A 13286-nucleotide genomic window follows, 5' to 3' on the forward strand; every position below is an offset into this window, starting at 1 on the left:
GCGGCTCAGCGACCGGTCCAGATCGGTGGTCGTTTCTCGACGAACGCGCGCGGCCCTTCGCGGGCGTCGGCGGAGCCGGCGCGCAGCGTTTCCCAGTGGTATTTGGCGGTGAACGCCTCGGGCAGTGGCATGGTCACGGCCGCTGCCGCGGCCTCCTTGATGGCGCGCACCGACAGCGGCGCGCAGGCGAGGATGTCGGCGACCCAGGCATCGGTGCGCGCGTCGAGGTCGTCGGCGGGAACGACTTCGTTGACGAGGCCGAGCTCGGCGGCGCGGGTCGCGGACATCCTGCGGCCGGTGAGCAGATGGCCCAGCGCGATCCGATAGGGCGCCTGGCGGGGCAGCCGGAAGACCCCGCCCGCGCCCGGAATCAGGCCGAGTCTGGCCTCGGTGAGCCCGAACTCGGCGTTGTCGGCCGCGACGACGATGTCGCAGGCGAGCGCGAGCTCGAAACCGCCGCCGAGCGCGTACCCGGCGACCTTGGCGATCAGCGGCTTCGCGAAGCCGAACCGATCCGTGATCCGCGGGTGCCCGGGTTTGCCCGCGCTGCCGAACGTGGAGTAGCCGTCGCCGCCGGCGATGCGCAGGGACAGTTCCTTCAGGTCCTGGCCGACCGAGAACGCGCGACCGCCGCGGCCACTGAGCACGGCTACCCAGATCTCGTCGTCGCGTTCGATGTCGTCCCACACCTGCCCGAGTTCGATGTGCATGCGCGAATCCATCGCGTTGAGCACTTCCGGGCGGTCGAGTTCGACGGTGGCGACGCGGCCCCGCTTTCGGTAGACCACGGTGGTCAGGTCCGGAAGCGAGGTCACCCGCGCGCTCCCGCGCTGAACCGGCCCACCTTCGCCAGCACGTCCACGCCGTAGAGCCGCAACGCCTGATGCAGGGCGAATTCGGCCAGGTAGGCGCGGAACGCGTCCTGTGGTTCCTCGGCGGTCACGATCATGTGTTTGTTGGAGATCACCGCGTCGGCGGCCAGTCGCGCGGCGGCGCGGTCGATTTCGGCGTCCATCGCATCCGGTTCGACGACGGTGTCGAAGACGTAGCGCGCGTCGGGCTCGGTGGCGTGAATCCGTCTGCCCCACAGGATCACGTCGCGTGAGAGCCGGTAGCTCGAACCGCGTCCGAGCCGGAGATTGCCGGCGCCCGGCACGATTCCCTCCTGCGCCGCCGGGAGACTGAAATAGCTGTCGGCGGCGGCGATCACGCGGTCGAAGACGAGCAGCAGCTGTGCCCCGCCGCCGATCGCGAAGGTGTCCACCGCGGCGATCCACGGCTTCGTGCGCAGCCGCGGTGGCCACTCGCCGGAATCGTCGGCGGAGAGACCGCGCAGGATCTTGGCGAGGTATCCGGTCTCGCGGCCGAGCAGGAAGTCGACGTAGGAGATCTTGCCCCGGTGCAGTTCGGTGAGGTTGATGCCCGCGCTGAACACACGCTTGCCGCGATAGCGGGGGTGGGTCATCTCGCCGCCGCGCACGACGCCGACCTCGGACCGCTGGTCGAGCAGGACCAGGTCGACGGCGGTCTCCATGTCGGCGACGTGCTGGTTGTCCTCGGCATTGAGGCAGTGGGTGTTGGTGATGGTGATGGTCGCGGTGTGCCCGGCGCGGGTCAGCGTCACCGCGGGCAGCGTGATGCGGCCGGTGCGCTCGAAGTCGGGCAGCAGCGCCTGCGCGCGGCCGGTCGGTCCGCGCATCGCGTCGAGCAGGTGGTTACCGGCGATCGGGTCGGAGAACACCGCGTGGAAGAAGATCCCCTGGTCGATCTCCCAGCCTTCCTTGTGCGCTTGCACCGCTGCGGCGTCGGCGGCGAGCCGGCCGGGGTCGGGGAGCAGACCGGGGAACCGGGTGGTGACCGCGGCCGCGAGTTCGGCAGCGCGCAGCGGAACACGCAAGTTGTCGGTGGCGGCGAGATACACCGCGGACAGATGCGTGCGCAGGAACGCCCGCCGCAGGGTTCGCAGCGTCGTGAGGGCTTCGGCGGCTCGCGTGGCCCGGGTATCGTCGCGCTCCGCGACCGGCCCCGAATCGTCGAGGGCTCTGTCGCATTCGGTGGCGGCGGCCTGAAGCGCTGCTCGGTCGTATTCGAGGTCTCCGATGAACTGCGGCAATGTGGTCACAGCGTGCTCCCGAGTCGCCGCAGCGTCCGGTCGGAGGCGGCCAGATGCGCGCCGAGCGCGTCTTCGAATCGAGTGACCGCCGCGTCCAGGACCAGACGCCTGCGAATCGCGATCTCCGTTCCCACGGCCGACTCGAACAGCGCCAGACCTGCTTGGACGGCGCCGTTCTCGGCTTCGGCGTTGCCGCCGATCACCGCGTCGATCAGGCCGTGCTCCAGCGCTTGGGCGGCCGAGAGGCTGCGTCCCTGGATGGCGAGTGTCCTGGCGAGCCCGGCGCCGTGCTGGGCGACCAATCTGTGCAGGGCCATGGCAGGCCAGCTGCCCTCCTCGGAGGTGGCGAATCCGAGAACCGACCCGGAACGCAGTATCCGGTAGTCGGCGACGAGCAGCAGTTCGGCCGCGGGGCCGTAGGCGTCTCCGTCGACGGCGGCGACGATCGGCGCCGGAGCCTGTTCCAGCCGTCGCAAGGCGGCTTCCCATTTGCCGACGGCGCCGATGTCCACGGCGCCGGGCCACGAGAAATCGTGTGCGGCTTCCGGGCCGGTGATGTACAGGACGACTCCGTGCGGCCGATCGCGCGGGGCGTCTTCGGCGCGCAGAGCGATCGAGGTCACCGCGTCGGTCAGTTCGGCCGAGAGTGGTTGGTCGGCTGGAATCACCGCGGCTAAGACGTTGATGCCCGACCCGTTGGTTGTGGTCATGCTTCCCCCTGGATGTAGTTCGGTCGACGTCGATCAGAAACGGAGCAGAGCTGTTTCGATCTGCGAACCCGGGCCCATCGTCATGAGGACCCCGTAGTCGCCGGGGCGGACCCGGCCTTCGGCGAGCAGCCGCTGATAGGAGAACAGGAACGAGCCACTGGACAGGTTGCCGAAATCGCGCATCACCCCGGTGGTGTGACGCAGGTCGTAGGAGGTCAAGCCCAAGTTGATCTTGACCGCGTCGATGACCTTCTTGCCGCCCGAGTGCACGGTCCAGTGCGCGATGTCCTTGCGGCGCAGGCCGGTACCGCGCAGCAACTTGTCGATCACGATCTCCGCGTGCGCGCCGACCTCGTAGGGCACTTCCTTGTCGAGGTAGAAGCTGAACTTCCCGGCGTCTTCGTCCCAGTCGTAGCGCATCGCGCCGACCGCGTGCCGGATCATGTAGCTACTGGTGGTCAGCAGTGTGGGCCCCGGAGCCGGCCTCCCGCGCTCACCGGAACCGATGCCATCGCCCGCCTGCACCGCCAGCGCGGCCGCGCCGTCGCCGAAGAGGCTGTTCACCACGGCCGTTCGCATCGTCCCGTCGAACACGTAGGCCGCCGAGCAGGCCTCGGAGCAGACGAGCAGGGCGAGTTCGCCCGGATGGGCGGAGGCCCAGTTGGCCACGGCGCCGAGCCCGTTGAGCCCGGCGTTGCAGCCCATGCCGACGACATCCAGCCGGGCCGTATCCGGGTCGAGGCCCAGTTCGTTGATCAGCAGCGCGCTGAATCCGGGGGTCAGGAAGCCGGTGGTGGTGACGGCCACCAGATACCGCACGTCGTGCAGGTCGCGCCCGATTTCGCGCAGGCACGCGCGCATCGCGTCGGCACCGGTGCGCACACCCTGGCGGCGGTGTTTCTCCAGTAGTTCGGCCTGGGTCTCGACGCGGAATTCGCCGTCGTCGCCGCGCGGGGGCAGGGTCAGATGTCGTCGCTCGATTCCGCCGTTGAGGAAGACGCCGCGAATCTTCGGGTCGGTGATCTTCAGCAGATCGATGAGTTCGCGCTGGCTGTAGCGATCAGGTGGGTTGGCGGTGGCCACTCCGAGCAGCTTCGGTGGAGTGGTTGCCTGCCGGGGGAGGGTGCGTAATCTCGGCTCGAGTGCTTCGACCCGGGCGGTGCTCATGGTCGTCATGCTCAGTTCCTGTGCTGATTAGTGGGTGCGCAATTGCGCGGGCGCGATAGACCGATAAATGTGATGCGTTTCCCGCCGGTTGTTCACCCGGCTCGCCGGAGCCGGCCGACGGTATCAGTCGGACCTTTTATCACCCGTGAATGCGCAGCGCGCATTCATCGAGCAGGGCACGTCGAATAAATTGGTATGCCACCCCCATTCCCCCCGAGAATCGATCCGTACGGCACAGTCGCAGGGCGACTATGTGGTTTCGGCTTCCGGTTCGAGCCCGGAAGCGCCAGTTCGATCGATTCCGAACAGTACCCCTGCTTGATCATGGGTGGCAACCCCTAAACGTTAGGGGGACGCTCACATCTCGGCTTCAGATTGATGAAAAATGTTGGTGCACAAGATATTACGATGACGCTTAGACCAGGAGAAGATAGTCCGTACACGTACTGTTGGCGGCGTGCCAGCGGCCGGGAGCGGAGTTGATCAAGCGACCGAAACAACGCCGGGCGCCGGTGTGATCGTGGTCTAATCAGCGAATGGAGTCACTCACCTCGGCGCTGGCGCCACATGTCTTCTCGGAGACGCCGGGACACTTGATCAGGCTGCTCTACCAGCGACACAATTCCGTCTGGCACACCACGGTGGGGGATTCGATCACACCGACCCAGTTCGCGATTCTCAATGTCGTCTACAGCGACGGGCCATCGACCCAGCACGAGATATCCCTCCGTGTCCGGACCGACACCTCGACAATGGCGCAGGCCGCCGCCGCCCTGGAACGCAAGAATCTGATCAAGCGATCCGTGAACCCCGCCGACAAGCGGGAACGGCGGATCGCCCTCACCCGCGCCGGACGCCGCGAATACGCGCAGCTGCTCCCGAAAGCCGATGAGGTGCAGCGCATCCTCTTCGAAGCCCTCGAACCGGACGACCATCCCAGCGCCCTCGCCCTGCTGCGGAATCTCGCGGGCATCCAGTCGGCCTCGGCGAGCCGGGCCGATCAGTTCGAGCCACCCGCTCGGTAGCTCGACCGACGGCCAGGGGGCCGCATTTCGATCGCGCTGCGCGCAACCCGTGAGCACCCGGCCATGGTGCGCGATCGTGAGCTGATGACGACCACCGAGGCGAAATCCACTACCGACTCCGAACTGGATGCGATCTTCGGCCCGATCTTCGACCGGATCGCCCAGGGCGCCGTAGCGCGAGAAATCGATCGCACCCTGCCCTACGACGAGGTCGGCGAGCTGCGTGCGGCGAAATTCGGCGCGCTGCGCGTTCCGGTCGAGTCCGGCGGATACGGCGTCACCGTCCGGCAGCTGTTCCGGTTGCTCATCGAACTCGCCGCCGCGGAATCGAACCTGCCGCAGGCGCTGCGGGTGCACTTCTCGTTCGTCGAGGACCGACTGCTGGCCGAGCAAGGGCCCGAGCGGGAACGTTGGTTGCGTGCGGTGGCCGAGGGCACGCTGGTGGGCAACGCGATCACCGAACCGGGCGTCGGCGCGGTGGACCGCTACCGCACCACACTCACCGAAGACGGCGGACGGTGGCTGCTCAACGGTGTGAAGTACTACAGCACAGGCTCGCTGTACGCGGACTACATCCTGGCCGCCGCCGACCGCGACGGTGAGCGCGTCGGCGTCCTGGTGGACGCGCATGCCGAGGGAGTGCGTCAGCACGACGACTGGGATGGCTTCGGCCAGCGGCTGACGGCCAGCGGCACCACCGAATTCACCGACGTGGTGGTGAGCGAGGATCGAATTCTCGGTCCCGGCTACGGCGCGCCCGGCCCGACCTACGCGACCTCCTATCTGCAACTGGTCCAGCTCTCGGTGCTCGCGGGCATCGCCAAGCGCGCCGAGCGCGACATCCGGGAGTGGGTCGCGGCGCGCACCCGCGGCTACACGCACTCCACCGCCGACCTGCCCAGGCACGACCCGCTGGTGCAGCAGGTGATCGGGCGCCTCTCGGCGGCCGCGTTCGCCGCCGAAGCCAGTGTGCTCGCCGTCGCCGACGTGCTCGACGAGGTGCTGGCGGGCGGCGCGAAGGACGAGAGCGCCCTGGTGGCGGCCGAACTCGCCGCGGCCCGGGCCCAGCTGGCCGTCATCGACCTGGTGCTGCCCGCCACGTCGCTGCTGTTCGAAGTGGGCGGTGCTTCGGTGGTCGCCGAACGGCTGCGGTTGGATCGGCACTGGCGCAACGCCCGCACCATCTCGGTGCACAACCCCGCGATCCAGAAGGCGCGGGCCATCGGCGATCATCTGCTCAACGGCGCCGACCTGCCGTTCGCGTGGAGCGCGGGGGAGCGCACCGGGGGAGCGGCGCGGTGACCCGCCGCATCCGGTTCAACGCCTTCGACATGAACTGTGTCGCCCATCAATCACCCGGGCTGTGGCGGCATCCCGCCGACCAGTCGCACCGCTACAAAGAGCTGGGCTACTGGACCGAGTTGGCGAAGCTGCTGGAACGCGGCCGTTTCGACGGCATCTTCATCGCCGACGTGCTGGGCACCTACGACGTATACGGCGGCAACGACATCGCCGCGCTGCGCCAAGGCGCGCAGATCCCGGTGGCCGACCCGCTGCTGCTGGTCTCCGCCATGGCCGCGGTGACCGAGCATCTCGGGTTCGGCATCACCACCGGCACCGGCTTCGAGCACCCGTACCCGTTCGCACGGCGGTTGTCGACGCTCGACCATCTCACCGGCGGCAGGCTCGGCTGGAATGTGGTGACCGGCTATCTGCCCTCGGCGGCGCGCAACTTCGGCGCCGCCGACCAGCTCGATCACGACGAGCGCTACAACCAGGCCGACGAGTACCTCGAGGTGCTGTACAAGCTGTGGGAAGGCTCGTGGGAGGACGACGCGGTGGTCCGCGACGCGACCGCGGGCGTCTACGTCGACCCGGCCAAGGTGCACCACATCGGTCATCGCGGCGCGCACTACACCGTGCCGGGCATCCATCTCTCGGAGCCGTCGCCGCAACGGACGCCGGTGATCTACCAGGCGGGAGCGTCGCCGCGCGGCGTGCGATTCGCGGCGGAGAACGCGGAAGCCATCTTCATCGCCGGTCCATCGAAACGGGTGCTGGCGCAGACGGTCGCCCGGATCAGGGACGCGCTGGAAGCGGCAGGCCGCGCCCGGGACGCGGCGCGCGTCTACGCTCTCGCGACGATCATCACCGACGCGACCGACGAGGCGGCACGGCGCAAGCACGAGGAGTACCTGTCCTACGCCAGTGTCGAAGGCGGTTTGGTGTTCATGTCCGGCTGGATGGGCATCGACCTGTCCCGCTACGACCTCGACGACCCGATCGGCCAGGTGGAGAGCAACGCGATCCAGTCGGCGGTCGCGGCGTTCCAGGAATTCGTCGACGACGGCCGGGAGTGGACCGTCCGCGATATCGGCAAGTGGGCCGGGATCGGCGGCATGGGCCCGGTGTTCGTCGGCTCCGGGGAGACGGTCGCCGATCTGCTCCAGGAGTGGGCCGCCGAGACCGATCTGGACGGGTTCAACCTGGCCTACGCGATCACCCCGGGCTCGTTCGAAGACATTGTGCAGCATGTCGTTCCGGCGTTGACCGCCCGAGGCGCCTACGCCGAGGAATACGTGCCGGGCACCCTGCGCAATGCGCTGTTCGGCGCGGGTGACCGGTTGCCCGCGGAACACCGCGGCGCGAGCTACCGGTTGGGTGGCGCCGGCTCGACCGCTTTGCCGGACGAGGTTTCGCGGGCGGGGGCAACGGCCGAGACGCGCTCGTAACGTAGTCGGACGGCACCGGAACTGCCGGCCCGGCGCTGCCCGGCGACGCGATCAGGGAGCGGCGAGAAATATCCCGGCCACCGCCTCCAGCCCCGCCCGATCGATGTCATCGAAACGGTCCGGGCGCGGACTGTCGAGATCGAATACCCCGATCAGATCTCCGTCCCGGACCAGCGGCACGACAATTTCCGAACGCGTGTCGGCATCACAGGCGATATGGCCGTCGAACGCGTGCACATCCGGCACGAGTTGGGTGGTCCTGGATTCGGCCGCGGTGCCGCACACGCCTTTCCCGAGCGCGATGCGCACACACGCGGGCTTGCCCTGAAACGGGCCGACCACCAATTCGTGCCCGTCGTAGAAATAGAAACCCACCCAATTCACATCGGGTAGCGCGTGGAATACCAGCGCGGAGAGATTGGCGGCGTTGGCGATGCGGTCGGTCTCGCCCGCGACCAGCGCCTCGGCCTGCGCGGCGAGCTGTCGGTACTGCTCGGTGCGGTCTCCGGTCAGATCGGCGGCGACGAACGACATGGCCCGAATGGTACGCGCTCGGAATTCGCTGTCTGCCCATTCATTCTCGGTGATCGCAACACTCTGCCCGCGCCTGGCGGGCATCGCATCATCCCTGCATGACATCGCAGCAATCCGTTTCCCGTTCCACTCGTTCGGCCGCGGTTATCGGCGCCGGACAGACCGGCGTCACTGCGGCGCTAGGACTTCTCGACGCCGGTTTCGACGTCACCATCTACAGCGAGCGCGATCAGCGCTCCTTGCGTGACGATGTGCCCGCCACCGGCACCGCGCTCGAATTCGGTGAGACCCAGCAGGCCGAGGCCGCGCTGGGATTGGACAGCTACACCGCCCGGGCGCCCCGGCACACCGGCTTGAGTGTGCGCATCGCCGGACCCGGCCCCGATCGTCCCGAATTGATCCAATTCGACGGTCATTTCGACGGATACGTCGGCGTGGCGGTGGACACCAGGCTCAAGGCCGACGAGCGACTCACCGCGTTCCTGGAGCGCGGCGGCCGGTTCGTGGTCGAGCAGGTGACGCCGGAGACGCTCGACGGCATCGCCGCCGCCAACGACCTCACGTTGGTCGCGACCGGACGTGGCGGACTGTCGGACCTGTTCCCCGTCGACGCGCAGCGCACCCCCTACGCCGCGCCGCAGCGCTCGCTGCTCACCGTCACCGTGACCGGAATCGGGCACGACGAGAACGTTTTCGCCCATCGCAGCGTCGCAGGCGGCGCGCACAGCGGCTTCTCCATCCTCGCCGACCAGGGTGAAGGGTGGTGGGGCCCCTATCTGCACAAGGATGCGGGGCCGAGCTGGGCGTTCCTCGGCTGGGCGCGTCCCGGCAGCGACTGGGAGAAGCGTTTCGCCGCGGCGGACTCCGCCGACTCGGCGCACCGCATCGTGCAAGACCTCTACCGCGACTACATCGACTGGGATCTGCCGGAGGTGCTGGCCACCGAGACCATCCCCGAGGACCCGCACTCGTGGCTGAAAGGCGCGGTGCGCCCGGTGGTGCGGTCGGGTGTGGGGCGCACCGCGGGCGGCCACGTGGTCGCCGCGCTCGGTGACACCGCCATCGCCTACGACCCGATCGCCGGGCAGGGCGCGCAGAGCGGCCTGATCCAGGCTCAGCGGCTGGTCGCGGCGGCCGCCGTGCACGAAGGGCCGTTCGACGAGGCGTGGATCGAGCGGCAGTACGCGGCGTTCCTGGCCGCGCGCGCGGACGCGGCGAACAAGGTGACCAGGCTGTTCCTGAGTGATCCGGAGCTGGGCGAGATCGGCAACGCGTTCTTCGCGGCGGCGGCCGTCGACCCGGCGTTCGCCTCGGCGCTGGTCGGCCTGCTGCATCGCCCGCAGCCCTTCCTGCCGGTCGACTCGCCGGAAGCGGTCAACGAGTTCATCACGCGGGTCACCGGCGAGGACGCGGCCGCGCTGCTGGGCCGGTTCGCGCCCGCGGGCAAGTTCGCCAGGTCGAACTATTCGCCCGCACTCGCCGACGCCTGATCCGAATCCCACAGATTCAAAATCTCGTACCAACCGGGGGCCGGTGCTGGAGTGGAAGGAGCGCCGGACGCCTGCGTGGCGTCCGGCCTCCGATCCGACGGCTACCCCCCGAAAACCATGGAGCAGCTATGACCACGGAGCAGATCGCCGAGCAGATCCGGTTCGCCTACTGGGTGCCCAACGTCAGCGGGGGACTGGTCACCAGCGATATCGAACAGCGCACCGGCTGGGATTTCGAGTACAACAAGAAGCTCGCGCGGACCGCGGAGAACAACGGCTTCGATTACGCGCTGTCCCAGGTGCGCTACACCGCCTCCTACGGCGCCGAATACCAGCACGAATCGACCTCGTTCAGTCTCGCGCTGCTCGGCGCCACCGAACGGCTGAAGGTCATCGCGGCCGTGCATCCCGGGCTGTGGCACCCGGCGGTGCTGGCCAAGTTCGGCGCCACCGCCGATCACTTGTCCAACGGACGGTTCGCCATCAACGTCGTCTCCGGCTGGTTCGCCGGAGAATTCACCGCGCTCGGCGAGCCGTGGCTCGAGCACGACGAGCGCTACCGGCGCAGCGCGGAATTCCTCGAGGTGATCCGCAAGATCTGGACCGAAGACAACGTGAACTACGGCGGCGACTTCTATCGCATCCGGGACTTCACCCTGAAGCCCAAGCCGTTGAACACCCCCGAACGCCCCAATCCGGAACTGTTCCAAGGCGGTAACTCGACCGCCGCCCGGCGCAACGGCGGACGCTACGCCGACTGGTACTTCTCCAACGGCAAGGACTTCGACGGCGTCACCGAACAGCTCGACGACCTGCGCTCTGTCGCACGCGCCCACGACCGCGAGGTGAAATTCGGGCTCAACGGCTTCATCATCGCCCGCGATACCGAGAAGGAAGCCCGCGACACCCTTCGCGAGATCATCGAGAAGGCGAACAAGCCCGCGGTGCAGGGCTTCCGTGACGCGGTACAGCAGGCGGGCGCGTCCACCAAGGACCGCAAGGGCATGTGGGCCGACTCGACGTTCGAAGACCTGGTGCAGTACAACGACGGTTTCCGCACCCAGCTGATCGGCACGCCGGAGCAGGTGGCCGAGCGGATCGTCGCCTACAAACAGCTCGGCGTCGACCTGATCCTCGGCGGCTTCCTGCACTTCCAGGAGGAGATCGAGTACTTCGGCGCGAAGGTGCTCCCGCTGGTGCGCGAGCTGGAAGCCGCGCAGCGGCCTGTCGCGGCGGTGAACTGATGACCGCGGTCGCCGCCGATCGCATCCTGTCGGCGGCACAGGCGTTCGCGGTCGCGCAGCGGCTGGCGACGGACTTCGCGCCGGGGGCCGCGGAACGCGACCGGGATCGCCTGCTGCCGTACGCGGAGGTCGATCGGCTGGCGGCCAGCGGCTTGCTCGCGATCACCGTGCCCGCGGACTACGGTGGCGCGGATCTGCCGCCGAGCGCGGTCGCGGAAGTGACGCGAATCCTCGCCACTGCCGACCCGAATATCGCGCAGATCCCGCACAGCCACTTCGTATATGTGAACCTGCTCCGGCTCGCGGGCACTCCGCAGCAGCGGGAGCGATACTTCGGCCGGGTGCTCGACGGTGGGCGCATCGCCAACGCGCAGTCCGAGCGCGGCGGCGCGACCGTCGCCGACATCGCGACCACGTTGCGGCCGGTCGATGACCGATTCCGGGTCGACGGCGTGAAGTACTACTGCACCGGATCGCTGTTCGCCGACCTGTTCGCGGTGCTGACCCGGCTGGACGATCCCGAGGGACGCAGCGGCCTCGAGCCCGGGGAGTACATCGCCTACCTGCCCGCGAACACTCCCGGTGTGCGCGTGGTGGACGACTGGAACGGGCTCGGGCAGCGCACCACCGGCAGCGGAACAGTGTCCTTCGACGAAGTGCTCGTCGACCGTGACCAGGTGATTCCCCGCTCCGGCGCGGTGCGCGCGCCCACCGGTTACGGCGCTTTCGCGCAGTTGCTGCACGCCGCCATCGACACCGGCATAGCGCGCGGCGCCCTCACCGCGGCAACGGAATTCGTGCGCACGAAGAGTCGTCCATGGTTCGAGGCGGGGGTGGCGAACGCGGTGGACGACCCGCTGTTGATCCAGCGCTTCGGTGAGTTGTCCGTCGCGGTGACCGCCGCGGAGGCGACCCTCTCGTCGGCCGGATGGGCGTTGGACGCGGCCATCGGGATCGATCCGAGCGCCGCGAACATCGCCACGGCGTCGCTGGCCGTCGCGACCGCCAAAGTACTCGCCGACCGCGCCGCCAACGACGTGTCCGCCGCGTTGTTCGAGGTCAGCGGAACGCGCAGCGCGGCAGCCGATCTCAATCTGCACCATTTCTGGCGCAACGCGCGCACGCACACCCTGCACGATCCGGTGCGTTGGAAGTACCAGCACATCGGCAGGGCTCTGCTGCACGACGCCGCGCCGCCGCTACACGGTGTGATCTGAAAGGAGACGAAATGACAGTCACTGTCGTCGTCGGCAATCCGAAACCCGCCTCCCGCACGCTCACCGCGGCCACCTCGGTCGCCAGGGGACTGCGTCCGGAGGTGGAACCCACCGTGATCGACTTGGTCGAGTTCGGTCCCGCCCTGCTCAGCTGGGGTGACCCGGCCGTGGCCGAGGCGGTGCGCACCGTGGCGGGCTCGGAACTCGTCGTCTTCGCCAGCCCCACCTTCAAGGCGACCTACACCGGTCTGCTCAAGCTGTTCCTCGAACAGTTCGAGGGCGGAACCGGCCTGGAAGGCGTGCTAGCGGTCCCGGTGATGCTCGGCGCCGGACCGGCCCACGCCCTGGCGCCCGACCTGTTGCTCAAGCCCGTGCTCGTCGAAATCGGGGCCACCGCCGCACTGCCCGGGCTCTACCTGTCCGATCGCACATTCGCTGAGGACGGCGTCATCGACCGGTACAGTGGTCGGTGGCGTTCGGTCGCCCAGGCACTGGCCCACAGCTCGAAGGCTGCGAATCATGCATGACCTGTTCGAATTCCCCGCCGACGGAGCCGGTCTGCGGCGCGCGTTCGCGAATTTCCCCAGCGGTGTCGTCGCGGTGTGCGCCGAAATCGACGGAACCCCGCACGGTCTGGCGGTGAGCACGTTCGTTCCCGTCTCGCTGGACCCGCCCCTGGTCTCGTTCTGCGTGCAGAACTCCTCGGCCACCTGGCCCAAGCTCGCCGCCGCGAGCCACCTCGGCCTCAGCCTGCTCGGCACCGGCCAGCAGGCCGCCGCCCGCACGCTGGGCACCCGCGACGGCGACCGCTTCCGCGACATCCAACTGCACCGCGGTTCGGGCGACGCCGTGTTCATCGACGGCGCGTCCGCTTGGATCGAGGGCGTCCAGGAGGCGCACGTCCCAGCGGGCGACCACGCGGTCGTCATCCTGCGTATCCACCGCATCGCCACCCGCACCGACGTGGACCCTCTCGTCTTCCACGGCAGCAAGTTCCGCCGCTTGCACGCCGAAACGGCCAACGGGGCAGCCTGACTCGCGGGTGCGAACCGCC

The 13286-nt window shown here is 68.5% G+C and carries 13 protein-coding genes; 8 read left to right on the forward strand and 5 right to left on the reverse strand.

What is annotated here, in order from left to right; genetic code table 11:
* Positions 1–5: 5 nt before the first annotated feature.
* The 4 genes from dpgD to dpgA are packed head-to-tail and all read right to left on the reverse strand — an operon-like array spanning position 6 to position 3999.
* The gene (dpgD, locus tag ACGF7Y_RS11435) at positions 6–815 is read right to left on the reverse strand and encodes an enoyl-CoA-hydratase DpgD (protein WP_393232196.1); all 810 of its coding nucleotides are present in this window, start codon (positions 813–815) and stop codon (positions 6–8) included.
* Entirely contained in the window at positions 812–2122 is a 1311-nt protein-coding gene (gene dpgC / locus ACGF7Y_RS11440; protein ID WP_393232199.1) for a (3,5-dihydroxyphenyl)acetyl-CoA 1,2-dioxygenase DpgC, read from the reverse strand. Before dpgC ends, dpgD begins: the two co-directional genes overlap by 4 nt.
* Positions 2119–2823 (reverse strand): enoyl-CoA-hydratase DpgB, encoded by a 705-nt coding sequence (dpgB, locus tag ACGF7Y_RS11445; RefSeq protein WP_393232201.1) that lies wholly within the window; start codon positions 2821–2823, stop codon positions 2119–2121. The genes dpgC and dpgB overlap by 4 nt, the downstream gene beginning before the upstream one ends.
* A gap of 33 nt (positions 2824–2856) precedes the next feature.
* Positions 2857–3999 (reverse strand): 3,5-dihydroxyphenylacetyl-CoA synthase DpgA, encoded by a 1143-nt coding sequence (gene dpgA / locus ACGF7Y_RS11450; protein ID WP_393232204.1) that lies wholly within the window; start codon positions 3997–3999, stop codon positions 2857–2859.
* Positions 4000–4526: 527 nt separating this feature from the next.
* On the opposite strand from dpgA, the gene ACGF7Y_RS11455 reads away from it, so the two are divergent.
* The 3 genes from ACGF7Y_RS11455 (at position 4527) to ACGF7Y_RS11465 (ending at position 7747) form a co-directional block, all read left to right on the forward strand.
* The gene (locus tag ACGF7Y_RS11455; protein WP_393232207.1) at positions 4527–5015 is read left to right on the forward strand and encodes a MarR family winged helix-turn-helix transcriptional regulator; all 489 of its coding nucleotides are present in this window, start codon (positions 4527–4529) and stop codon (positions 5013–5015) included.
* An 84-nt stretch (positions 5016–5099) separates the two neighbouring features.
* On the forward strand, positions 5100–6317 hold the full coding sequence (locus ACGF7Y_RS11460; protein ID WP_393232210.1) for an acyl-CoA dehydrogenase family protein: 1218 nt from the start codon (positions 5100–5102) through the stop codon (positions 6315–6317).
* Entirely contained in the window at positions 6314–7747 is a 1434-nt protein-coding gene (locus ACGF7Y_RS11465; RefSeq protein ID WP_393232213.1) for an LLM class flavin-dependent oxidoreductase, read from the forward strand. The genes ACGF7Y_RS11460 and ACGF7Y_RS11465 overlap by 4 nt, the downstream gene beginning before the upstream one ends.
* A gap of 51 nt (positions 7748–7798) precedes the next feature.
* Here ACGF7Y_RS11465 and ACGF7Y_RS11470 read toward each other — a convergent pair whose 3' ends face one another.
* The gene (locus tag ACGF7Y_RS11470; RefSeq protein ID WP_393232216.1) at positions 7799–8281 is read right to left on the reverse strand and encodes a GAF domain-containing protein; all 483 of its coding nucleotides are present in this window, start codon (positions 8279–8281) and stop codon (positions 7799–7801) included.
* Positions 8282–8379: 98 nt separating this feature from the next.
* Here ACGF7Y_RS11470 and ACGF7Y_RS11475 point away from each other — a divergent pair, with 98 nt between their 5' ends.
* The 5 genes from ACGF7Y_RS11475 (at position 8380) to ACGF7Y_RS11495 (ending at position 13267) form a co-directional block, all read left to right on the forward strand.
* Positions 8380–9771: a styrene monooxygenase/indole monooxygenase family protein gene (locus tag ACGF7Y_RS11475; RefSeq protein WP_393232219.1), complete on the forward strand. Its 1392-nt coding sequence runs from the start codon at positions 8380–8382 to the stop codon at positions 9769–9771.
* Between the two features lie 128 nt (positions 9772–9899).
* Positions 9900–11015, forward strand: coding sequence for a dimethylsulfone monooxygenase SfnG (sfnG, locus tag ACGF7Y_RS11480; protein WP_393232221.1), 1116 nt, complete (start codon positions 9900–9902; stop codon positions 11013–11015).
* Positions 11015–12232: an SfnB family sulfur acquisition oxidoreductase gene (locus ACGF7Y_RS11485; RefSeq protein WP_393232223.1), complete on the forward strand. Its 1218-nt coding sequence runs from the start codon at positions 11015–11017 to the stop codon at positions 12230–12232. Before sfnG ends, ACGF7Y_RS11485 begins: the two co-directional genes overlap by 1 nt.
* An 11-nt stretch (positions 12233–12243) precedes the next feature.
* A complete protein-coding gene (locus ACGF7Y_RS11490; RefSeq protein WP_393232226.1) occupies positions 12244–12759 on the forward strand; it encodes an NADPH-dependent FMN reductase in 516 nt (171 codons plus the stop codon).
* On the forward strand, positions 12752–13267 hold the full coding sequence (locus tag ACGF7Y_RS11495; RefSeq protein ID WP_393232229.1) for a flavin reductase family protein: 516 nt from the start codon (positions 12752–12754) through the stop codon (positions 13265–13267). The genes ACGF7Y_RS11490 and ACGF7Y_RS11495 overlap by 8 nt, the downstream gene beginning before the upstream one ends.
* Positions 13268–13286: the final 19 nt, after the last annotated feature.

Source organism: Nocardia sp. NPDC047654 (assembly GCF_043205035.1).
In the GTDB taxonomy this organism is placed as follows: domain Bacteria; phylum Actinomycetota; class Actinomycetes; order Mycobacteriales; family Mycobacteriaceae; genus Nocardia.